Here is a 22,196-nt window from a genome sequence, read left to right as displayed (position 1 = left end):
AACACGATGTTGGGAGTCAGTCTGCCGGGTGTGCCCGGCTTCCTGAGGTTCTGGGAGCGCGAACCGGAGCCGGAGAGGGCGGGCGAGATCGCCGTCCTGAGCTACGGCGACGTCGAGAACCTCGGCCGCGAACTCGATGCCCTGCGCGCCGAGACCGTCGCGGACCTCGGTCAGGTCGACCGGGAGTACATCTATCGGATCATCAAGGCGCAGAGGGGTTTCGAGGTCGCGGGCCGTGGTCTGATGTACCTCGGGTTCCTGCCGCCGTTCTGGCTCGCCGGCGTCGGGGCGCTGTCGATCTCGAAGATCCTCGACAACATGGAGATCGGCCACAACGTCATGCACGGCCAGTACGACTGGATGCGCGAACCCGGCCTGAACTCGCGGGTGTTCGAATGGGACACCGTGTGCCCTGCTGACCAGTGGAAACACTCGCACAACTACATGCACCACACGTACACGAACATCGTCGGCCGGGACCGCGACATCGGATACGGCGTCCTGCGGATGGACGACGCGCAGCGCTGGAACCCCTACTACCTCGGCAATCCCGTGTATGCGACGGGGCTGATGTTCCTGTTCGAGTGGGGTGTGATGCTGCACGACCTCGAGGCTGAGAACGTGGTCCAGGGCAAGCGCAGCTGGGCGGATGTGAAACCGCTGATGGAGGGCTGGTGGCGGAAGGCGGGCCGTCAGGTACTCAAGGACTACGTGGTGTTTCCGGCGCTGTCGGGGCCGCTGTTCGTCTCGACGCTGCTCGGGAACGCGACCGCCAACGTGGTCCGCAACGTGTGGGCGTACTCGATCATCTTCTGCGGCCACTTCCCCTCGGGCGTACAGAGTTTCACCGAGCAGGAGACGGCCGACGAGACCCGCGGCCAGTGGTACCTGCGGCAGATGCTGGGGAGCGCGAACATCAGTGGCAGCCCGCTGTTCCACATCATGTCGGGCAACCTGTCACACCAGATCGAGCACCACCTGTTCCCGGACATTCCGGCGCACCGCTACCCGCAGATGGCCCCGCGGGTGCGGGAACTGTGCGAACAGTACGGGTTGCCGTACAACACCGGCGGATTCTTCCGGCAGATCGGCTCGGTGTGGGCCAAGATCTTCCGGCTCGCGCTGCCGCCGTCGCTGGTCGGCCCCGCTCCGGTGCGCGGTGTTATCGTCGAGCGTCGGAAGACCGCTGCATGAGAGGTGCGTCGAACATGGTGGGGAAGTTCGAGCGGGGCAAGGACACGGTGCAGGACATCACCGAATCGGCGGCCACCCACGTCGGCAGGATCGCCGTGATCATCACCGGCGCGGTCCGGGACGTCACCCGCGAGATCGGGGACTGGATCACCGACGGCATCGAGATGCGGGAGGCGGCGCGCAAGGCGCGGGAGGATTCGGAGGAGGCGCGGACGGATCCGGACGAGGACCGACCCGATCGGTAGTACGAAACGGCTCGGGTCCGGCATCGAAGTCGATGCCGGGCCCGAGCCGTTTGTGGTGCGTGAGGACTAGATGACGCCCATGGCGAACATCGCGTCGGCGACCTTCACGAAGCCGGCGATGTTGGCGCCGTGCACGTAGTCACCCGGCTGGCCGTACTCGGCAGCGGTGGTGATGCAACGCTCGTGGATGCCGCGCATGATCTTCGACAGGCGCTCGTCGGTGTACTCGAAGCTCCAGGAATCGCGCGAGGCGTTCTGCTGCATCTCGAGTGCGGAGGTGGCGACACCACCGGCGTTGGCGGCCTTGCCGGGTGCGAACGCGACGCCCGCGTCACGGAAGACCTTGATGCCCTGAGCGGTGGTGGGCATGTTCGCGCCCTCGGCCACAGCCTGCACGCCGCATGCGACGAGCTTCTTGGCGGCGACCTCGTCCAGCTCGTTCTGGGTGGCGCAGGGGAGTGCAATCTCGCACTCGACGTCCCAGATGGAGCCGCCCTCGACGTAGGTGGCGTGGGGGACCTGGTCGGCGTACTCGCTGATGCGGGCGCGCTTGATCTCCTTGATCTCCTTGAGCAGCTCGAGGTCGATGCCCTTGGGGTCGACGACGTAGCCGGCGGAGTCGGAGCAGGCCACGACGGTGCCACCGAGCTGGTGGACCTTCTCGATGGCGTAGATCGCGACGTTGCCGGAGCCCGACACGACGACCTTCTTGCCCTCGAGGCTCTCGCCCTTGGCGGCCATCATCTCGGCGGTGAAGTAGGCGACACCGTAGCCGGTGGCCTCGGTGCGGACCATCGAGCCGCCCCAGTTGAGGCCCTTGCCGGTGAGGACGCCCGACTCGAACGAGTTGGTGAGGCGCTTGTACTGGCCGAACAGGTAGCCGATCTCGCGGCCGCCGACGCCGATGTCGCCGGCGGGCACGTCGGTGTACTCACCGATGTGGCGCTGCAGCTCGGTCATGAACGACTGGCAGAAGCGCATGATCTCGGCCTCGGAGCGACCCTTGGGATCGAAGTCCGAGCCACCCTTGCCGCCCCCGATGGGCAGGCCGGTGAGCGCGTTCTTGAAGATCTGCTCGAAACCGAGGAACTTGACGATGCCCAGGTTGACGCTGGGGTGGAAGCGCAGGCCGCCCTTGTAGGGGCCGAGCACGCTGTTGTACTGAACACGGAAACCGCGGTTGACGTGCACGTTGCCGTTGTCGTCGGTCCACGGCACGCGGAAGATGATCTGACGCTCGGGCTCGCAGAGCCGCTCGATCAGGCCGGAATCGGCGTAGCGAGGGTGACGCTCGAGGACCACATGCAGAGATTCGAAGACCTCGGCTGCTGCCTGGTGAAATTCGGGCTCGCCGGCATTGCGCAGCAGGACCTGCTCGTAGATCTCCTCAACGCGGTCGCGTACAGACAACATTCACCTACCTGATTCCGTGAGAACTTATTAATCTTTCCGTTACACGATAGTCCGTAGCTGGCCTACACTTCGACGGTTACCTGGGGAAAGTGAGATTGGCCACGTGTAAACATCGTGTTACGCAGGATTGGCGAGATCGGTTCGGCGTCACCTGAACCCGGACGGTGTTCGCGGCGGGGACCGGGCACGATTACCCTATTCACGTCTCAATTTCCACAGAAATCCCATGAGTAACACCCGGATCTTGGGCGTTTCATGGTTTGCTCATTGATCGATGCACGTCTCCGGGGGGATACAGCGGTTGGGCCGCGCACACATTGCCTCCCCGACCACTGGAAGGAAAACGGTCTGTGAGAGCAACGAAGAGAAGATGGACGGCGGCACTGTCCGCTGCGACAGTCACTGTCGGACTCTCGGTTGCAATGGCGACACCTGCGAACGCGGTCGGGGGTCCGTGCGGGCAGAACGGCGGAAGTCTCGGTAGCGCAGGAAGTTCGGGTAGCTCGGGAAGTGCCGGCGGCGCGGGGAGCTCCGGCAGTCTCGGCAGCCTGGCTTCGGGCAGCCTCGGCAGCGCGACGGGTTCGCTCATCAACTCGCTCCCGTGGATCACCGGCGCGCCCAACGGTGCGCTGCCGGTGTTGTCGGGCAAGACCAAGGCCATCGAAATGGTTACCGGACCGGGTAGCCCGAACAAGAGCATCGAGAAGTACAGCGTCTCCGGTACCGACCTCGGGATCATGTGGGACAGCGGAGACGCGGACCACGGCGTCATGATGCTGTTCGGTGACACTGTCGGCGACTGTGGCATCGAGGGCGATCAGTGGCGCAGCAACGTCCTGTTCCGCAGCACGGACGCCAACCTGACCGACGGCATGCGGATCGACGACTCGCCGCTCGCGGCGGCGCCGCCGAACTTCTCCAGGCAGGTCATCCAGGGTCTGCTCTCTGAGAAGCCGGGCGGTTTCCCCGAGTTCACGGTGATCCCGACCGGCGGCGTCGCCGTCGACGGTGTGCAGTACGTGCGGTGGATGTCCGTCCGTTCGTGGGACACGCCGGGCGAGTGGACCACCAACTACTCCGGGCTCGCCTACTCCACTGACAACGGAGACCACTGGCAGACGGACCCGGCGACCGTGCGTGTCAATCGCGAAGGGGTCTTCGATACGCCGATCCCGATCCCCGGCGTCGATCAGATCCCGGCCTTCTCGCCACGCAACAAGAACTGGCAGATGAGTGCGTTCGTGCCGGCTCAGGGTGACGGCTACGTCTATGAGTTCGGCACGCCCTCCGGCCGATCCGGGGAGGCGCGCCTCGCTCGTGTGCCCAAGGCGGACATCCGAAACCTGGGTGCCTACGAGTACTGGAACGGCTCGGCGTGGAGTTCGAACATCGCAGACGCGGTCCCGGTCATCGGTGGGAAGGTCAGCGAGCTGTCGGTGCAGTGGAACGATTACCTCCAGAAGTACGTGGCCATGTACACCGACCTCAACGGTCTCGTGATCCGCGTGGCCGACAGCCCCGAGGGCCCGTGGGTCGGCAAGCAGACCCTCATCAGCGGAACGACTCTTCCGTCGCTGTACGGCGGCTTCATGCATCCCTGGTCGACCGGCAAGGATCTGTACTTCGTGCTGACGACCTGGGATCGGTACAACGTGATCTACATGAAGACCGACCTGGGCGGTATGAACCTCCGGACTGCGGTTCCGGCGGACAGCCCCGACCCGGCGGCCACCGGCGAGCAGAAGCTCGAGGGCTTCCAGACTCCCGAGGGATTCGTCGAGACCGTCGACGGCGAGTGAGTTCGCCGGCTTCGTGAAGTGCGGCCCGTCCCCGGCATCCGGGGGCGGGCCGCCCGCGTTTTGCGCACGTATCGGTGTTCGAGGGCGGGGCCGTGGAACGATAAGTGCGCACAGCGGGGAATTCTGGGTCCGGATTGCCCTCCGGGTGTTAGGTTTCGACCGGTCGGGGACGTCAGAGCGACGACTCAGGGGGAACCAGATGCGCACGTCGTTCATTGCCGTGCTCGCGCTTGCGGCGATAGCCGGATTCGGTCCGGCGGCACTACAGCCGACGGCTGCGGCCGACCCGATGCCGGTCCCGCACAACTTCTACGACGGGATCGGGCTGGAGGCCGCCAATCCCGGCGGGTCGATTCCCGGATCGAACGACTGGACCTGCAGGCCGACTCCGGAACACCCCGAGCCGGTAGTCCTGGTTCACGGCACCGGCGCCAACCGGCAAACCAACTGGGCCACTTATGTTCCGCTGCTGAAGAACGAGGGCTATTGCGTCTTCGCTCCCACCTACGGCACGCGACCGGGTGCGACGTGGCCGGCGAGTGCCTTCGGCGCGCTGACACCTCTGGACCAGAGCGCCGGGCAACTCTCCGACTTCGTGGACGAGGTTCTCGCGGCCACCGGTGCAACCGAAGTCGACATCGTGGGGCACTCGCAGGGCACCCTGATGCCGAACTACTACGTGAAGTTCCTCGGCGGCGCCGCGAAGGTGGACAAGTACGTCTCGTTGGCGCCACTGTGGGGCGGGGCCGGCGCCTTCTGGGCCGGTGAGATCACCGCCTTCGCCAAGCAGAACGGGCTGATGCCGTTGCAGGAACAGACGTTCGGCCAACTCTGCGCCTCGTGTCTCGACATGGCACCGGGCGCCGATTTCGTCGACAAGATCAACGAAGGTGGAAGCCCCTACGCACCGGGCGTCACCTACACGAACATCGCCACCCGCTACGACGAACTGGTGGTGCCGTACACCAGCGGACTGGTGCCCGGACCCGACACGACCAACATCGTGGTGCAGGACCAGTGCCCGCAGGACTACTCCGAGCACGCCGCGCTCGGGGCGTCGCCGATCGCGGCCGCGCACGTGCTCAATGCGCTCGATCCGGAGCACCCGCGTCCGGTGCCGTGCATGGTGATCTCGCCGCTCACCGGCTCACCGGTCGGGTGAACGATTCGACCTGCGGTTGTGGTGCCCCCGGCAGGAATCGAACCTGCGACCTAGAGATTAGAAGGCTCTTGCTCTATCCAACTGAGCTACGGAGGCGCGCGGAAAAGCATACCCGCTGAATGGGGATGATCCGTGCATCCGGGTCAGCTCCAGAGCRTCACGTGCACCTTCGGCTTGAAGTGCGTCACCTCGACGCCGGTGCCACGGATCATGGCCTGGATGCATCTGGGTGTGCTGACGAAGCGCAGCAGTTCGGATGCCGCGGGCTGTAGATGCTGGTGGTGCAGTGTGGTGGCGCACCATTCGCCGGTGGCGCGCAGGTCGGGGCCGTCGACCCGGGCGAGCGACCCGTCGGACAGTTCGTCGCCGACGGTGAAGCCCAGGGCCAGCGTGAGCGCGGACGAGCGCCGGACGGCCTCGGCGGCGGCGGCGTCGCTCTGGAAGATCCGCTGCCGGTCCCGGGGAATGTCGAGGGCGCGCAGCAGGTGCCGCATCGCGCCGTCGCCGCCGGCCGCGGACGGGCCGAGGAACCACTGTTGCTCGCGCAGTCGGGACCGCGACGGGTGTGTGTGGGCGAGTGGGTGATCGGGTGCGCAGACGGTGAGTACCTCGTAGTGCAGGAAGGGGTGCACGCACAGCGGTTCGCCGCTGCCGACGATGCGGGGTCCGAGAGCGACGTCGACCGCGCGCGACGAGATCAGGCTCGCGAACTGGCGGACCGGGTGGACGCTCAGCTCCACCGCCAGGTCCTTCGCCCGCCCGGCGAACATGTCGATCAACCCGGGGGCGGCGTGCTCGGCGAACAGCGGTGACGCCGCGAGCCGCAGGAGGCGTCGTCCGTGCCCGGCCTGGCTCACCTCGAGCGCCGTCTGCTGCTGGAGCCCCAGGATCTCCACGGCCCGGCTCGCGAGGCGCAGCCCGCCGGGGGTGAACGCGAGACCGGACGGTCGGCGGCAGTACAGCGGATCGTCGAGTTCCTTGCGGAGTTGGGCGATATGCATGGACACGCCCGAATCCGTCATGCCCAATTCGCGGGCGGCCGCTCGAACCGATCCGAGCCGCACCACCGCGGAATAGGCTCGCAGTTGGGCGGGTGTCACGGATTCGAGGGTACGTCCCGGCAAAGATCGACATCCGCGATTCGGCCCGTCGGACCTGCGTCGACGGCCGGGGCTGGAGGCCGACTCGATGCGTGACGTGTTGTCCGATCTGCTCGAAATCTGGCGGGCCGGGGACACCGCCGGATTGGCCACCGTCGTCGCCACATTCCGGTCCGCGCCGCGTGCCCCGGGCGCCGCGATGGTGGTCGCGTCCGACGGTGTCGTCGCCGGATCCGTGTCCGGTGGGTGCGTCGAGGGCGCCGTGTACGAGCTGGCGTCGGAGGTGGTCGCCACCGGCGAGCCGGTGCTCGAGCGCTACGGCGTGAGCGACGACGACGCGTTCGCGGTCGGGCTCACGTGCGGTGGCATCCTCGACGTGTTCGTCGAGCCCGTCTCACCGCGCACGTTCCCGGATCTCGCGGAGATCGCCGCCGACATCGAGGCCCGTCGGCCCGTGGCCGTCGCTACGGTGGTCGACCACGAGGACCGGGCGCGTGTCGGCCGGCACCTCGTCATCCGCCCTGACACCGTCACCGGTTCGGTCGGCTCCCCGCGCGCCGACGAGGCCGTCGCCGACGACGGACGCGGCCTGCTCGCGGCGGGGCGGACGGCGGTGCTCGAGTACGGGCCGGACGGCCAGCGCCGCGGCGAGGGGATGCGCGTGTTCGTCGCGAGCTACGCCCCACCGCCGCGGATGCTGGTGTTCGGGGCGATCGACTTCGCTGCCGCGGTGGCTCGGCAGGGTGCGTTCCTCGGGTACCGCGTCACGGTGTGCGACGCCCGCGAGGTGTTCGCGACCGCGAGCCGATTCCCGACGGCCGACGAGGTGGTGGTCGACTGGCCGCACCGCTACCTGGCCACCGAGGCCGCGGCGGGCCGGATCGACGGCCGCACCGTGGTCTGCGTCCTCACGCACGATCCCAAGTTCGACGTCCCGCTGCTCGAGGTGGCGCTGCGGCTGCCGGAGGTGGGGTACGTGGGGGCGATGGGGTCCGAGCGCACGCATCTCGACCGGCTCGCGCGCCTGCGTGAGGCGGGGCTGGCCGACGAGGAACTGGCCCGGCTGTCGAGCCCGATCGGTCTGGATCTCGGGGCCCGGACGCCGGAGGAGACGGCGGTGTCGATCGCGGCCGAGATCATCGCCCGCCGGTGGGGCGGAGGCGGGCTTCCACTGCGTGACCTGCACGGACGAATCCACCACGAGCAATCCGGATGATCACGACAGGGCCGGTGCCGGCGTGATCAAGTGATCGCTGAATCGTGCTTGACGGCGACCCCGGCCGGGCACAGGCTGGAAGGACATCCGGCGGTGTGAGGGGTATCACATGCAGGTTCCGGGACTGTTCGAATACGAACGAGCGACCGACGTCGAGCACGCGATCGCGCTGCTCGACCGACTCGGCGACGAGGCGCGTGTCGTGGCCGGCGGGCACAGCCTGCTGCCGATGATGAAGCTGCGCCTCGCCAACCCCGAGTATCTGATCGACATCAACGATCTGGTCGCCGAACTGGGGGACATCACCGTCGAACCCGGCGCCGTGCGGATCGGTGCGATGGTGCGCCACCGGCAGATCCTCGAGTCCGACGACCTTGCCGCGTTGTTCCCGATCTTCCGGGACGCCGAACGGGTGATCGCCGACCCGGTCGTCCGCAACCGCGGCACGATCGGCGGGTCGCTGTGTCAGGCCGACCCCGCCGAGGACCTGACGACGGTGTGCTCGGTGGTCGGGGCCGTGTGCGTGATCCGCGGGCCGACGGGCGTGCGTGAGGTGCCGATGGCCGACTTCCTCGTCGGACCCTACGAGACCGCGGTGCGCGGCAACGAGATCCTCGTCGAGGTGCGCATCCCGCGGGAGCATGCCGGCGGGAGCGCCTACGCGAAAGTGGAACGGCGGGTGGGGGACTGGGCCATCGCTGCCGCGGGCGCGTCGATGTGGCTGGACGGCGACCGGATCGGCGGCGCCCGGGTGGGGCTCACCGCGGTGCAACCCGATGCCGACCGCGTCGCCGCGATCGGGGAGTACCTCGGCGGACTGGCACTGTCCGAGGACGTGTTCATCGAGGCCGGAGTCCTCGCCGGGCAGGCGTGCGATCCGGTGACCGACCCGCGCGGGACCGCCGCCTACAAGCGCCACCTCGCCGGGGAACTGACCGTCCGCGCGCTGCGCACGGCCGCTCAACGCGCCGCGGGCACACTCGACGGAACGGAGTTGTGAAATGCAGGTGACGATGACGGTCAACGGCACCGAGGTCGCCGAGGACATCGAGCCGCGGATGCTCCTGGTCCATTTCCTACGGGACCGCCTGGGGCTCACCGGAACCCACTGGGGCTGCGACACCAGCAACTGCGGCACGTGCGTGGTCTCGGTCGACGGCGAGCCGGTGAAGTCGTGCACGATGCTCGCCGTGATGGCCGGCGGCCGGGACGTCCGCACCGTCGAGGGTCTCGCGAACGACGGGGTGCTCGATCCCGTGCAGGAGGGGTTCATGCAGTGCCACGGACTGCAGTGCGGATTCTGCACCCCCGGCATGATGATCACCGCCCGCGCCCTGCTCGACCGCGATCCGGACCCCGACGAGGCGACCATCCGCGAGGCCATCTCCGGCCAGATCTGCCGCTGCACCGGCTACACGACCATCGTCCGGTCGGTCCGGTGGGCGGCCGAGCACGGCGGGACGACGACCGACACCGTGACGACGGGAGGCGCGTCGTGACCACGCTGGACGAACCGGCCGAGTTGGACCCGGACCGCGTCGCGAACGACGAGAAGCCGTGCGGGCACGGCCGGATGCTCCGCAAGGAGGATCCGCGGTTCATCCGGGGCCGGGGCCACTACGTCGACGACGTCCAACTGCCCGGCATGCTGCATCTGGCGATCCTCCGCTCGCCGGTCGCGCACGCCCGCGTCGTGCGCATCGACACGACCGCGGCGCAGGCGCACCCGAAGGTGGCGGCGGTGGTGACCGGTGCGGACCTCGCCGAGAAGAGCCTGGCGTGGATGCCGACGCTGTCGAACGACGTGCAGGCCGTCCTCGCCACCGACAAGGTCCGGTTCCAGGGCCAGGAGGTGGCGTTCGTCGTCGCCGAGGACCGCTACTCCGCCCGCGACGCGCTGGAGTTGATCGACGTCGAGTACGAGATTCTCGATCCGGTGATCGACGCGCGGCGCGCCCTCGAGCCCGACGCCCCGGTGATCCGCACCGACCTCGACGGCAAGACCGACAACCACTGTTTCGATTGGGAAACAGGGGACGCGGACGCCACCGAGGCGGCGTTCGCGAAGGCAGACGTCGTGGTGCGCCAGGAGATCGTCTACCCGCGGGTCCATCCGGCCCCGATGGAGACGTGCGGCGCCGTCGCCGACTACGACGCGGTGGACGGCAAGCTGACGCTGTGGTCCACGAGCCAGGCGCCGCACGCGCACCGCACGCTGTACGCGCTGGTGGCGGGACTGCCCGAACACAAGATCCGCGTCATCTCCCCCGACATCGGCGGCGGGTTCGGCAACAAGGTTCCGATCTATCCGGGATACGTGTGCGCGATCGTCGGGTCGCTGCTCACCGGCAAGCCCGTCAAGTGGATGGAGGACCGCAGCGAGAACCTCACCAGCACCGGCTTCGCCCGCGACTACATCATGGTCGGGGAGATCGCCGCGACGAGCGAGGGCAAGATCCTCGCGATCCGCACCGACGTCCTCGCCGACCACGGCGCGTTCAACGGCACCGCGGCGCCGGTGAAGTACCCGGCCGGCTTTTTCGGGGTGTTCACCGGCAGCTACGACCTCGAGGCCGCGTACTGCACGATGACGGCGGTCTACACCAACAAGGCGCCGGGCGGGGTGGCCTACGCGTGCTCGTTCCGGATCACCGAGGCGGTGTACCTGGTGGAGCGCCTGGTCGACTGCCTCGCATACGACCTCGACATGGATCCGGCGGAGCTGCGGCTGCGGAATCTGCTTCGGCCCGAACAGTTCCCGTACACCAGCAAGACGGGGTGGAAGTACGACTCCGGCGACTACGCCACCACGATGCGCAAGGCCATGGACATGATCGGGTACGACGCCCTGCGCCGCGAGCAGGCCGAGAAGAGTGAACGCGGTGAGCTGATGGGCATCGGGATGTCGTTCTTCACCGAGGCCGTCGGCGCCGGCCCGCGCAAGGACATGGACATCCTCGGACTGGGCATGGCCGACGGCTGCGAGTTGACCGTGCACCCCACCGGCAAGGCCGTGGTCCGGATCTCGGTGCAGACCCAGGGGCAGGGGCACGAAACCACGTTCGCGCAGATCGTCGCCGAGGAGCTCGGCATCCCGCCCGAGGACGTCGACGTGGTGCACGGCGACACCGACAACACCCCGTTCGGGCTCGGCACGTACGGCAGTCGGTCCACCCCGGTGTCCGGCGCCGCGGCCGCGCTGGTGTCGCGCAAGGTGCGCGACAAGGCGCGGATCATCGCGTCGGGCATGCTCGAGGTGTCCGTCTCGGACCTCGAATGGGAGAAGGGCAACTTCCACGTCAAGGGCGATCCCTCGGCGGYCGTGACGATCCAGGACATCGCGATGCGCTCGTACGGCGCGGGGGATCTGCCGGACGGCGTCGAGGGCGGTCTCGAGGCCCAGATCTGTTACAACCCGGAGAATCTCACCTACCCGTACGGCGCGTACTTCTGCGTGGTCGACATCGATCCGGGCACCGGCGTGGTGAAGGTGCGCCGCTTCCTCGCGGTCGACGACTGCGGCACCCGCATCAACCCGATGATCATCGAGGGGCAGGTGCACGGCGGCATCACCGACGGGATCGGCATGGCACTGATGGAGATCATCGCGTTCGACGAGGACGGCAACTGCCTGGGCGGCTCGCTGATGGACTACCTCATCCCCACCGCGCTGGAGGTGCCGCACCTCGAGACCGGCTTCACCGTCACCCCGTCGCCGCACCACCCGATCGGGGCCAAGGGGATCGGGGAGAGCGCGACCGTGGGGTCGCCGCCGGCCGTCGTCAATGCCGTCGTCGACGCGTTGAAGCCGTTCGGGGTGCGGCACGCCGACATGCCGCTGACACCGTCGCGGGTGTGGGAGGCGATGCAGGGTCGAGCGACCCCGCCGATCTGACAGGAGAGTGCGATGGACCTGAGTGCGCGCGCCGCGCAGCTGACGGGCGAGCGGCGTCCGTTCGTGCGCGCGACGGTGGTCCGCGCGCAGCAGCCGACGTCGGCGTCGCCGGGTGACCGTGCGATCGTGTTGGGGGACGGCACGATCGAGGGCTTCGTCGGCGGGCACTGCGCCCAGAACTCGGTGCGCGGTGCGGCGGCCGACGTCCTCGAATCGGGCGAGAGCCTGCTGCTGCGGATCCTGCCCGACGGCGGGGTCGACTACCCGGAGGCGCCCGGCGCGAGTGTCGTCGTCAATCCGTGTCTGTCCGGTGGCGCGATGGAGATCTTCCTCGAGCCGTGCCTGCCCGCCCCGATCGTGCGGGTGGTCGGCGCGACACCGGTGGCCGACGCCGTCGCGGACCTGGCCGGCCGCCTCGGCCTGGACGTCCGACGCGGTGCCGAGCCCGTCGAGGACGAGACCGCAGTGATCGTGGCGAGCCTCGGCGGGGACGAGCCGACGGCGATCCGGGAGGCGCTCGACGCCGGTGCCGGGTACATCGGGCTCGTTGCCGGCCGGGTGCGGGGCGCCGCGGTCGTCGCCGAACTGGACCTGGATCCCGAGCAACGTGCCGTCGTGCACACGCCCGCGGGGCTGCCGATCGGTGCCCGCACTGCCGGCGAGATCGCACTGTCGATTCTCGCCGAGCTGGTGCGGGCGATCCGCGTCGAGCAGCTTCCCATCGGAAGTCGTTACGAGGCAGAGGAGACGGTCGCGGGGGAGATCGGGGCCGCGTTGACCGTGATCGACCCGGTGTGCGGCATGACCGTCACCGTCGTCGACGACACGCCGCACCTGCAGATCGACGGCGAGGACTACTGGTTCTGTGCGCCCGGCTGCCGCCGCACCTATGAGAAGGAGCGTGCGCGATGTTCGTGACCGGACTCGTCCTGGCGGCCGGCGGGTCGCGGCGTCTGGGGCGGCCGAAGCAACTGCTGCCGTACCGCGGCGCGACGCTGCTCGACGCCACTCTCGCCGTCGCGCGCGCGTGCCGGTTCCAGCAGTTGCTGGTGACCGTGCCCGGCTCGGCGGACGCGATCGAGGACCTCGTCGACCTGCGCGGCTGCACGATCGTGCACTGCCCCGACTCGGGCAGTGGATGCTCGGCATCGGTGAAGGCGGCCCTGACGGAGGTCGAGCCGCTGGCGTCCGGGATCGTGCTGATGCTCGGCGATCAGCCCGGTGTCACGCCGGCGACCGTGCGCGCGCTGGTGGCGCAGGGGCGGCTCGAGAACCTCGGCATGTGCCGCTACTCCGACGGCCCGGGACATCCACTGTGGTTGGGGCGCAGCGTGTTCGGTGACATCGCCGAGCTGTACGGCGACAAGGCTGTGTGGAAGCTCTTCGACCGGGAAGCTGCCGACACGTTCGAGATCCCGGCCGAGGGCAGGATCCCCCTCGACGTCGACACGTGGGACGGTTACCGCGCACTGCTCGACCAGGACCGGGACGCGTCGTGATCGCTGCAGCCGCCCCCGGATTCGCGGACATCGAGGATCTGACGCGGCGGTTCGACGCGCAGGACTACCTGCTCGACGAGGGCACCGCGACGGCGCTGTACCTCGCGCTGCGCCTGGGTCGACCGCTGCTGCTCGAGGGCGAGCCGGGGGTCGGTAAGACGACGGCGGCCAAGGCGCTCGCCGCCGCGCTGGGCACCCCGCTGGTGCGACTCCAGTGCTACGAGGGTCTCGGTGCCGACGAGGCCCTGTACGACTGGAACTACCAGCGTCAGTTGCTCGCGGTGCGGCTGTCGGAGGCGCACGGGGAGCGGCTGCAGGAGGCGGACCTGTTCACCGAGCAGTTCCTGCAGGAGCGTCCGATCCTGCGGTGCGTCCGACACCGCGGTCCGCTCCCGCCGGTCCTACTGATCGACGAGATCGACCGTGCCGACGACGAATTCGAGGCGCTGCTGCTCGAGTTTCTCGGCGAATCCTCGGTCACCGTCCCCGAACTGGGTACGTTCGTCGCCGAGCAGTCGCCCACCGTGGTCCTGACGTCCAACCGCAGTCGAGACCTGCACGACGCGCTGCGCCGCCGCTGTCTCTATCACTGGATCGACTACCCGGCGCCCGCGCGGGCCGCCGCGATCCTGCGCCGCACCGTGCCGGGCGCCGACACCGCTCTGATCGCCGACGTCACCGATTTCGTGGCGTCGGCCCGGTCCCTCGACCTCGACAAGGCGCCCGGGATCGCGGAGGCCATCGACTGGGTGTCCGCGCTCGCGGCGCTCGGGGCGGCCGACCTGGCGCCGACCGCCGCCCTCGCGAGTCTCGGGGCGATCGCGAAGACCCCCGACGACCGCGTCGCGCTGGCCGAGGCGGTCGGCGAGTACGTGGCCGGCCGGACAACCCAGTGACAGCACCGACAGCACCGACAGCACCGACAGGACCGACAGGACCGACAGGACCGACAGGACCGACAGGACCGAGAGGACCAGCATGAAGATCGCAGACGAGTTCACCGTCGATGCACCGATCGACCGGGCGTGGGAGGTCCTCACCGATCTCGAGGGCATCGCGCCGCTGCTGYCCGGCGCGACGATGACCGGACGGGAGGGCGACGACTACCTGGGCACCGTGAAGATCAAGGTCGGTCCGGTGACGAGCGAGTTCGCCGGGCGGGCGTCGTTCGCCTCGAAGGACGAGCAGTCGCACACCGCGGTGATCGATGCGCGCGGCAGGGAGAAGCGCGGCAGCGGCAACGCGGCGGCGACGATCACGGCCCGCCTCCACGAGGACGGCGGCGCCACCCGCGTCACCGTCGACACCGACATGAAGATCGTCGGCAAGCTGGCCCAGTTCGGCAGCGGCATGATCGCGCAGGTGTCGGAGAAGCTGATGGGGCAGTTCGCGGCGTCGCTCGAGGACAAGCTCSCATCCGACAGCGCGGAGCCGGCCGCCCCGAACGACGTCGTGCCGATACCGATGCCGGTCGGTTCGGCAGCGCCACCGGAGGTGCAGCCCATCGACCTGATCGAGCTGGCCGGCGGGTCGACGGCCCGGCGCGCGCTGCCGTGGATCGTCGCGGTCGTCGCAGCCGTCGTGGTCTTCACGATCCTGCGATCACGACGGACGTGACCGGGTCGGCGGCACTGCTGCGCGGCATCGATCTGGCCGCGTTCGCCGTCGCGCTCGTCACCCGCGCCCGCCGCGCCGGCGTCGACGTCTCGGCGAGCGGCGCCGCCCGGTTCACCGAGGCGCTGCGGGTGCTGCCGCCCACCGACCGGCGCCGGCTGTACTGGACCGCACGGGTCAGCCTGGTCGGCCGGCACAGCGACATCGAGCGGTTCGACGCGGTGTTCGCGGCGGTGTTCGACGACGCGGTACTCGCGCTCGACCCGGCCGCGCGGGCGTCGGCCTCGAACACGAGCCGGACACGCGCCGACGGAAGGTCCGGCGACGGGGGAGCGTCGGCCGGGCCCCGACGGCGTGCCGCGCCGCCGTGGGCGACCCTCGACGACGCCGCCGCCCCGGTGCCGGATCGGAGCGCGGACGACGGGGCGACGGCGGTGACGCTGCGGCTGCCGAGCCCGCTCGAGGCGATCGCCGACGAACCGTTCGGACAGCTGCGCGACGACGATCTGCGACTGCTGGGGCGTTGGCTCGAACAGATCGAGCCGAACTGGCCCCGCCGGCCGAGCCGCCGCCGCGAACCGCACCGGCACGGCCGGGTCGATCTGCGCGCCACGATCCGCCGGGCCCGCGGCACCGGCTTCGAGCCCGTCCGCCTGGTCCGGTGCCGACCGCGCGAGCGACCCAGGCGGATCGTCCTGCTGTGCGACGTGAGCCGATCGATGCACGGCTACGCCGATGTGTACGTGCACCTGATGCGGGCCGCGGTGGTGCGGGGCAACGCGGAGGTGTTCGCGTTCTCCACCCACCTGACCCGGCTGACGCCCGTCCTCGCGCACCGCAGCGCGGACGTGGCCGTCGCGCGTGCCAGCGAGCGCGTCGTCGACAGGTTCGGGGGAACACACATCGCCGGCAGCCTCGCGGCACTGTTGTCCTCGCCACACGGAAGTGCGCTGCGCGGTGCCGTCGTGATCGTCGCGTCGGACGGCTGGGACAGCGACGAGCCTGCCGATCTGGCCCGGGCCGTAGCCCGGATCCGGCGGCGGGCCCACCGGGTGGTGTGGCTCAATCCTCGTGCGGCGGCACCAGGATTCGAGCCGGCCGCAGGCCCGATGGCGGCGGCGTTGCCACATTGCGACCACTTCCTCTCGGCGCACACGATCGCCACGCTCGGGGAAATGCTGACGACCGTCGCCCGGAGCGCCGGAGTCGCGCGCGCCCGCGACTCGGGTGAGGGGTAAGTCCGACAGATTGTCGTAGGTCCTACCCTTGTCGGTATGGCAACACCCCTGCGCGAGCAGTCCGACCACGCTCCCGTCAGTCACCCCCGAGCAGGATCCAGCGTCATCTACGCGGTCAGCGGTGTCCTCGCCGGGGTCGTCGCCGCGCTGGTCGTGGCGCTGTCCGCGTCCCAGGCGCTGGTATTGATGGGCATCCCCGACCCGGGACCGTTCACCACGTACGGCCTACCCGCGCTGCGCGCGGCCAGCGAGGTCGCCGCCGTCATCGCGGTCGGATCGCTGCTGTTCGCGGCGTTCATGGTGCCGCCCCAGAAGTCGGGTGTCCTCGACGTCGACGGCTACCGCGCGGTCCGGACCGCCTCGGCCGCGGCATTCGTGTGGGCGCTGTGCTCCGCGATCCTGGTGCCGCTGACCCTGTCGGACACGTCGGGCCAGCCGTTCTCGGAGGCGGTGAAGCCGGCCAACCTGTTCTCCGCGATCGGGCAGGTCGAGACCGCCGTCGCGTGGCAGTGGACCGCGATCCTCGCCGTCGTGCTGGCGGTGCTGTCGCGGATCGTGCTGCGCTGGTCGTGGACGCCCTTCCTGTTGGCGCTCAGCGTCGCGACGATGATGCCGCTGGCACTCACCGGACACTCGTCGTCCGGCGGTTCGCACGACGTCGCGACCAACAGCCTGATCTGGCACCTCGTCGGGGCGGCGTTCTGGGCCGGCGGCCTGTTCGCGCTCCTCGCGCACGCCCGTCGTCGCGGGGCCTACACCGACGTCGCGGCGCGCCGGTTCTCGTTCGTGGCGACCATCTGCTTCGTCGCGATGGCACTGAGCGGTGTGATCAACGCGCTCGTGCGTCTGCCCATCGACGACCTGTTCACCACCACGTACGGCCGCCTCATCGTCGCCAAGGTCGTCGCGCTGGTCCTGCTCGGCGTGTTCGGGTGGATGCAGCGACGACGGGCCCTGCCGGCGCTCGCCGCCGACCCGGAATCCCGCGGCGCGCTCATCCGGTTCGCGGGCGCCGAGGCACTCGTGTTCGCCGCGACGATCGGCATCGCGGTCGGCCTGGGCCGCACCCCGCCGCCGCCCCCGGCCTCTCTGCCGACGCTCACCGAGGTGGAGATCGGCTACAACCTCGACGGCCCGCCGACCTTCGCGCGATTCGTCCTGGACTGGCGCTTCGACCTGGTCTTCGGCACCGCCGCGATCATCCTCGCGGTGCTCTACATCGTCGGGCTGCGCACGCTGCGCAAGCGCGGCGACAGCTGGCCCGTCGGTCGCACGATCGCGTGGATGTGCGGCTGCGCCGTGCTGCTGATCGGGACCTCGTCCGGTGTCGGGCGGTACGCCCCCGCGATGTTCAGCGTCCACATGGGCGCGCACATGGCACTGTCGATGCTCGCGCCCGTCCTGCTGGTGCTCGGTGGCCCGTTCACCCTCGCGCTGCGGGCGATGCGACCGGCCGGCAAGGACGGCGTGCCGGGGCCCCGGGAGTGGCTGCTCGCGTTCCTGCACAGCCCGATCTCGCGGTTCCTCACCCAGCCGATCATCGCGTCGGTGCTGTTCGTCGGCGGCTTCTACGCGCTGTACCTCGGTGGCATCTTCGGTGCGAACGTCGACAGCCACACCGCGCACCTGCTGATGAACGTGCACTTCATCCTCAGCGGGTACCTGTTCTACTGGGTCGTCATCGGCGTCGATCCGTCGCCGCGGCAGCTGCAGCCCATCACCAAGCTGGCGATGGTGTTCGGATCGCTGCCGTTCCACGCGTTCTTCGGCATCGCACTGATGAGCATGGGCGAGGTCATGGGTGCGACGTTCTACCGCTCGCTGGGTCTCGGCTGGAACGCCGACCTGCTCAAGGATCAGCAACTGGGCGGTTCCATCGCGTGGGCCACCGGCGAGGTCCCGCTGGTGCTCGTCATGCTCGCGCTGCTGGTGCAGTGGTCGCGCAGCGATCAGAAGACCGCCAAGCGGGTCGACCGGGCCGCCGACCGCGACGACGACGCCGACCTGGCCGCGCACAACGCGATGTTCGCCGAATTGGCCCGCCGTGACCGGGAGGCCGGTCTGTAGCACACCGGCACGACACGAACCGCCGGCGAAGGCCGCTCCCGCGCGGGGTTGTGGACACGACTTCGGTTCGTCCACAGATTCGCCCCGACCCGGATCAGGGCTCGAATCCACGGCATCGTCGAACGCACCGTCCCGATCGGGCGGTGCGTTCGCCGTTTCGGGGACGCCACGAGGACGGATTCGCGAGGGGGAAGTCGATGTACGAGACACACGGCACGGTGGTGGGCACCGTGATCACCGACCCGGTCAAGCGGGAGACCACGTCCGGTGAAGAGGTCATGAGCTTCCGGATGGCGAGCAACGTTCGCCGGCGTGACCGCGAGACGGGGGAATGGACCGACGGCGGGACGCTGTACTTGACTGTGAGCTGCTGGCGCAGGCTCGTGCAGGGGGTGGGGGCGTCGCTCATGAAGGGCGACCCGATCATCGCGCACGGCGAGCTGCGCACCAACGAGTACAAGACGCGGGACGGGGAGCCGCGCTCCGACCTCGAGATGCGYGCCACCTCGATCGGACCGGACCTGGCCCGCTGCACCGCCAAGCTCGACCGGTCGTGGCGCTCGCGCGGTCCGGCAGGGTCCGGCGGGGCCGACGAGTCGACCGCGCAGCCCGACGAGGCGGAGGAGGTCCCGGACGACGGGCAGCGCGACGTCGACGATGCGGTACCCGCGCTCGCCGGATAGCGGACGTGGGAATCGCGCGGTTCGGGGGTGGTCGGGTGTCGTTGTCTGCGAAGGTGATTGCGGATCGGTATCGAGTGACGGCGACCACACGGGAGGGTTCGATGGGCTGCAGGACACGGGGGAAGCCAGGCCGAACGTTGGCGTTGCTCGCGGTGGTGGCCGCGGTGACGTTTGCTCCGACCACAGCATCCGCCGGCGGTCTGCCCGCCGGACAGGAGCCTGGGAGCGTGCAGACGGTGGAGGCGCTGCCGCCCGAGCTCGGGCTGCCCGGCACCTCGGCCGCCTACCGGATCACCTACTCGACGCGGGACGCCGCGGGGCATCCCGCGCCGAGTTCCGGGGTGGTCTTCGTGCCGGCGGGTGCGGCACCGGCGGGCGGCTGGCCGGTGCTCTCGTGGGCGCACGGCACCGTCGGTCTGGGGGACGCGTGCGCGCCGTCGCGGAATCCGCGGTCGGCCCGCGACGCGAACTATCTGGGGCATTGGCTCTCCCAGGGGTATGCGATCGTCGCCACGGACTACATCGGGCTCGGCACGCCCGGTGTGCACCCGTACCTCGAGGGCGACTCCGAGGCGACCGCCGTGATCGACATGGTCCGCGCCGGCCGCGCGGTGGTGCCCGAACTGTCGTCGCGGTGGATGGCGATCGGTCAGTCCCAGGGCGGCCACGCCGCACTGTTCACCGCGAACCAGGCGACCCGCTACGCGCCCGAACTCGACTACCGAGGCGCGGTCACCACGGGTGCGCCGTCGAACCTCGAGAATGTCTTCCCGTTCGGCGGGCCGTGGATCCCGGATCTCGGGCTCGACGGGCTGACGGTGTTCACGAGCTACATCCTCGCCGGTATGCGCGCGACCATGCCGGAGGCCGACGTGAACAGCTACCTGACTCCGGCGGGACGAGAGATCGTGGATGCTGCCGAGAACCTCTGCTACGAGGCGCAGGCCGAGAAGGTGAAGGGAATATCCGTCGGAGCACTGCTGAGCCGTCCCCTCGGCGACCCCGAGTTCCGGGCGGCCCTCACCGAGTATCTCGCGGTACCGACCACCGGGTACGACCGATCACTGTTCATCGCGCAGGGCCTGCTCGACACGGTGGTCCCGGCACCGCTGTCGTTCAAGCTCATCGCCGATCTGCGACTCGCCGGTGTCGACGCGACGTACATGACCTACCCGACCAACCACGACGGGACGATGGCTGCGTCGCTGCCCGATTCGACGCCGTTCGTGCGCCAGCGGCTCTGACCAGGGAAGGGCTGTACCGCTCTCCCCGCGCGAAACCGCTCGCGCGGGGAGAGGCGCGGGGCGGGCGCGGTAGGCTGGCGGTCGAGTCGTACGTTCTCGCAGCCGGTGAGCTGCGCATTTCCGTTCCAGATTGGAGCCTTTGGGTGGCTGAGTTCATTTACACGATGAAAAAGGTGCGCAAGGCGCATGGCGACAAGGTCATCCTCGATGACGTCACCATGAGCTTCTACCCGGGCGCCAAGATCGGTGTGGTGGGCCCGAACGGCGCCGGTAAGTCGAGCATCCTCAAGATCATGGCCGGGCTGGACCAGCCGGGCAACGGCGAGGCCTTCCTCGCGCCCGGCGCATCGGTCGGCATCCTGATGCAGGAGCCGCACCTCGACGAGACCAAGACGGTCCGCGAGAACGTCGAGGAGGGTCTCGGCGAAACGATGGTGCAGCTCAAGCGGTACAACGAGATCGCCGAGCTGATGGCCACCGACTACTCGGACGAGCTGATGGAGGAAATGGGCACCCTTCAGGAGAAGCTCGACCATGCCAATGCGTGGGAGATCGACTCGCAGCTCGAGCAGGCGATGGACGCGCTGCGCTGCCCGCCGCCGGACGAGCCCGTCACCCACCTCTCGGGTGGTGAGAAGCGCCGCGTCGCGCTGTGCAAGCTGCTGCTGAGCAAGCCCGACCTGCTGCTCCTCGACGAGCCCACCAACCACCTCGACGCCGAGTCGGTCCTGTGGCTCGAGCAGCACCTGGCCGCCTACCCCGGCGCCATCCTGGCGGTCACCCACGATCGCTACTTCCTCGATCACGTCGCGCAGTGGATCTGTGAGGTCGACCGCGGACGCCTGCACGGTTACGAGGGCAACTACTCCACCTACCTGGAGCAGAAGGCCGCCCGTCTCGAGGTCCAGGGCAAGAAGGACCAGAAGCTGCAGAAGCGCCTCAAGGACGAGCTCGCGTGGGTCCGCTCGGGCGCCAAGGCCCGTCAGGCGAAGAACAAGGCGCGCCTCGACCGCTACGACGAGATGGTCACGGAGGCCGAGAAGCACCGCAAGCTGGACTTCGAGGAGATCCAGATCCCGACCCCGCCGCGCCTCGGCAACGTGGTGGTCGAGGTCGAGAACCTCGACAAGGGCTTCGACGGCCGTCTGCTCATCAAGGACCTCTCGTTCACGCTGCCGCGCAACGGCATCGTCGGTGTGATCGGCCCCAACGGCGTCGGCAAGACCACGCTGTTCAAGACCATCGTCGGGCTCGAGCAGCCGGATTCCGGCACCGTGAAGGTCGGCGAGACGGTCAAGCTCAGCTACGTCGACCAGAATCGCGCCAACATCGACCCGACGAAGAACGTGTGGGAGGTCGTCTCCGACGGACTCGACTTCATCGAGGTCGGCCAGAACGAGATGCCGTCGCGTGCCTACGTCAGCGCGTTCGGTTTCAAGGGCCCGGACCAGCAGAAGCCGGCGGGCGTGCTCTCCGGTGGTGAGCGCAACCGCCTGAACCTGGCGCTGACCCTCAAGGAGGGCGGCAACCTGATCCTGCTCGACGAGCCGACCAACGACCTCGACGTCGAGACCCTGAGCTCGCTCGAGAACGCGCTGCAGGAGTTCCCCGGCTGTGCCGTCGTGATCTCCCACGACCGTTGGTTCCTGGACCGGACCTGCACGCACATCCTGGCGTGGGAAGGTGCCTTCGGCGACAACGAGGCCGCCTGGTACTGGTTCGAGGGCAACTTCGAGGCCTACGAGGAGAACAAGGTTGCGCGCCTCGGCGCCGACGCGGCCCGTCCGCATCGCGTCACGCACCGCAAGCTCACCCGGGACTGATCCC

19 protein-coding genes and 1 tRNA gene are annotated in these 22,196 nt (G+C 69.1%); 17 read left to right on the top strand and 3 right to left on the bottom strand.

Going from position 1 to position 22,196, the window contains the following annotated elements:
* The first annotated feature begins 6 nt into the window (after positions 1-6).
* Both AB4Z09_RS10515 and AB4Z09_RS10510 read left to right on the top strand, forming a co-directional pair.
* Positions 7-1,194, top strand: coding sequence for a fatty acid desaturase family protein (locus AB4Z09_RS10515; protein ID WP_442239667.1), 1,188 nt, complete (start codon positions 7-9; stop codon positions 1,192-1,194).
* A gap of 14 nt (positions 1,195-1,208) precedes the next feature.
* Positions 1,209-1,439 (top strand): hypothetical protein, encoded by a 231-nt coding sequence (locus AB4Z09_RS10510; protein WP_114724092.1) that lies wholly within the window; start codon positions 1,209-1,211, stop codon positions 1,437-1,439.
* A 66-nt stretch (positions 1,440-1,505) separates the two neighbouring features.
* On the opposite strand, the gene gdhA is transcribed toward AB4Z09_RS10510, so the two are convergent.
* Positions 1,506-2,849, bottom strand: coding sequence for an NADP-specific glutamate dehydrogenase (gdhA, locus tag AB4Z09_RS10505; RefSeq protein WP_114724112.1), 1,344 nt, complete (start codon positions 2,847-2,849; stop codon positions 1,506-1,508).
* Positions 2,850-3,274: 425 nt separating this feature from the next.
* On the opposite strand from gdhA, the gene AB4Z09_RS10500 reads away from it, so the two are divergent.
* Positions 3,275-4,651, top strand: a complete 1,377-nt coding sequence (locus tag AB4Z09_RS10500; protein ID WP_429519332.1) for a DUF4185 domain-containing protein — start codon at positions 3,275-3,277, stop codon at positions 4,649-4,651.
* Between the two features lie 199 nt (positions 4,652-4,850).
* The gene (locus AB4Z09_RS10495) at positions 4,851-5,813 is read left to right on the top strand and encodes an esterase/lipase family protein (protein ID WP_174911512.1); all 963 of its coding nucleotides are present in this window, start codon (positions 4,851-4,853) and stop codon (positions 5,811-5,813) included.
* 19 nt (positions 5,814-5,832) lie between these two features.
* Here AB4Z09_RS10495 and AB4Z09_RS10490 read toward each other — a convergent pair.
* Both AB4Z09_RS10490 and AB4Z09_RS10485 read right to left on the bottom strand, forming a co-directional pair.
* A tRNA-Arg gene (locus tag AB4Z09_RS10490) sits at positions 5,833-5,909 on the bottom strand.
* 47 nt (positions 5,910-5,956) lie between these two features.
* Positions 5,957-6,913: a LysR family transcriptional regulator gene (locus AB4Z09_RS10485; RefSeq protein ID WP_442239666.1), complete on the bottom strand. Its 957-nt coding sequence runs from the start codon at positions 6,911-6,913 to the stop codon at positions 5,957-5,959.
* Between the two features lie 88 nt (positions 6,914-7,001).
* On the opposite strand from AB4Z09_RS10485, the gene AB4Z09_RS10480 reads away from it, so the two are divergent.
* The 13 genes from AB4Z09_RS10480 to ettA all read left to right on the top strand — a co-directional run bounded on the left by AB4Z09_RS10480 (position 7,002) and on the right by ettA (position 22,192).
* Entirely contained in the window at positions 7,002-8,129 is a 1,128-nt protein-coding gene (locus AB4Z09_RS10480) for an XdhC family protein (protein ID WP_174911509.1), read from the top strand.
* A 109-nt stretch (positions 8,130-8,238) separates the two neighbouring features.
* Complete coding sequence (locus tag AB4Z09_RS10475) at positions 8,239-9,129, top strand: FAD binding domain-containing protein (RefSeq protein WP_442239665.1); 891 nt, start codon at positions 8,239-8,241, stop codon at positions 9,127-9,129.
* Between the two features lies 1 nt (position 9,130).
* Entirely contained in the window at positions 9,131-9,628 is a 498-nt protein-coding gene (locus AB4Z09_RS10470; protein WP_114724098.1) for a (2Fe-2S)-binding protein, read from the top strand.
* A complete protein-coding gene (locus AB4Z09_RS10465) occupies positions 9,625-12,024 on the top strand; it encodes an aerobic carbon-monoxide dehydrogenase large subunit (protein WP_442239664.1) in 2,400 nt (799 codons plus the stop codon). The genes AB4Z09_RS10470 and AB4Z09_RS10465 overlap by 4 nt, the downstream gene beginning before the upstream one ends.
* A gap of 12 nt (positions 12,025-12,036) precedes the next feature.
* On the top strand, positions 12,037-12,942 hold the full coding sequence (locus tag AB4Z09_RS10460; protein WP_174911501.1) for an XdhC family protein: 906 nt from the start codon (positions 12,037-12,039) through the stop codon (positions 12,940-12,942).
* Entirely contained in the window at positions 12,933-13,523 is a 591-nt protein-coding gene (locus AB4Z09_RS10455) for a nucleotidyltransferase family protein (RefSeq protein ID WP_174911498.1), read from the top strand. Before AB4Z09_RS10460 ends, AB4Z09_RS10455 begins: the two co-directional genes overlap by 10 nt.
* Positions 13,520-14,419 (top strand): AAA family ATPase, encoded by a 900-nt coding sequence (locus AB4Z09_RS10450; protein WP_429519339.1) that lies wholly within the window; start codon positions 13,520-13,522, stop codon positions 14,417-14,419. Before AB4Z09_RS10455 ends, AB4Z09_RS10450 begins: the two co-directional genes overlap by 4 nt.
* 82 nt (positions 14,420-14,501) lie before the next feature.
* Positions 14,502-15,140, top strand: coding sequence for an SRPBCC family protein (locus AB4Z09_RS10445; protein WP_442239663.1), 639 nt, complete (start codon positions 14,502-14,504; stop codon positions 15,138-15,140).
* The gene (locus AB4Z09_RS10440) at positions 15,137-16,375 is read left to right on the top strand and encodes a vWA domain-containing protein (protein ID WP_442239662.1); all 1,239 of its coding nucleotides are present in this window, start codon (positions 15,137-15,139) and stop codon (positions 16,373-16,375) included. The genes AB4Z09_RS10445 and AB4Z09_RS10440 overlap by 4 nt, the downstream gene beginning before the upstream one ends.
* A gap of 36 nt (positions 16,376-16,411) precedes the next feature.
* Positions 16,412-18,442 (top strand): cytochrome c oxidase assembly protein, encoded by a 2,031-nt coding sequence (locus AB4Z09_RS10435; RefSeq protein WP_114724104.1) that lies wholly within the window; start codon positions 16,412-16,414, stop codon positions 18,440-18,442.
* 197 nt (positions 18,443-18,639) lie between these two features.
* Positions 18,640-19,125, top strand: a complete 486-nt coding sequence (gene ssb, locus AB4Z09_RS10430) for a single-stranded DNA-binding protein (RefSeq protein ID WP_114724114.1) — start codon at positions 18,640-18,642, stop codon at positions 19,123-19,125.
* 101 nt (positions 19,126-19,226) lie between these two features.
* Positions 19,227-20,369, top strand: coding sequence for an alpha/beta hydrolase family protein (locus AB4Z09_RS10425; RefSeq protein WP_114724115.1), 1,143 nt, complete (start codon positions 19,227-19,229; stop codon positions 20,367-20,369).
* Between the two features lie 143 nt (positions 20,370-20,512).
* Positions 20,513-22,192, top strand: a complete 1,680-nt coding sequence (gene ettA / locus AB4Z09_RS10420) for an energy-dependent translational throttle protein EttA (protein ID WP_114719374.1) — start codon at positions 20,513-20,515, stop codon at positions 22,190-22,192.
* Positions 22,193-22,196 lie beyond the last annotated feature (4 nt).

The organism is Rhodococcus sp. TAF43 (assembly GCF_052113525.1).
Lineage (GTDB): Bacteria > Actinomycetota > Actinomycetes > Mycobacteriales > Mycobacteriaceae > Prescottella.
This window is presented reverse-complemented; position numbering and strand designations above follow the sequence as displayed.

Coding starts and splice junctions, on each gene's coding strand:
- AB4Z09_RS10515 (WP_442239667.1), top strand. CDS start 7: ATGTTGGGAGTCAGTCTGCCGGGTGTGCCCGGCTTCCTGAGGTTCTGG.
- AB4Z09_RS10510 (WP_114724092.1), top strand. CDS start 1,209: ATGGTGGGGAAGTTCGAGCGGGGCAAGGACACGGTGCAGGACATCACC.
- AB4Z09_RS10500 (WP_429519332.1), top strand. CDS start 3,275: ATGGCGACACCTGCGAACGCGGTCGGGGGTCCGTGCGGGCAGAACGGC.
- AB4Z09_RS10495 (WP_174911512.1), top strand. CDS start 4,851: ATGCGCACGTCGTTCATTGCCGTGCTCGCGCTTGCGGCGATAGCCGGA.
- AB4Z09_RS10480 (WP_174911509.1), top strand. CDS start 7,002: ATGCGTGACGTGTTGTCCGATCTGCTCGAAATCTGGCGGGCCGGGGAC.
- AB4Z09_RS10475 (WP_442239665.1), top strand. CDS start 8,239: ATGCAGGTTCCGGGACTGTTCGAATACGAACGAGCGACCGACGTCGAG.
- AB4Z09_RS10470 (WP_114724098.1), top strand. CDS start 9,131: ATGCAGGTGACGATGACGGTCAACGGCACCGAGGTCGCCGAGGACATC.
- AB4Z09_RS10460 (WP_174911501.1), top strand. CDS start 12,037: ATGGACCTGAGTGCGCGCGCCGCGCAGCTGACGGGCGAGCGGCGTCCG.
- AB4Z09_RS10455 (WP_174911498.1), top strand. CDS start 12,933: ATGTTCGTGACCGGACTCGTCCTGGCGGCCGGCGGGTCGCGGCGTCTG.
- AB4Z09_RS10435 (WP_114724104.1), top strand. CDS start 16,412: ATGGCAACACCCCTGCGCGAGCAGTCCGACCACGCTCCCGTCAGTCAC.
- AB4Z09_RS10425 (WP_114724115.1), top strand. CDS start 19,227: ATGGGCTGCAGGACACGGGGGAAGCCAGGCCGAACGTTGGCGTTGCTC.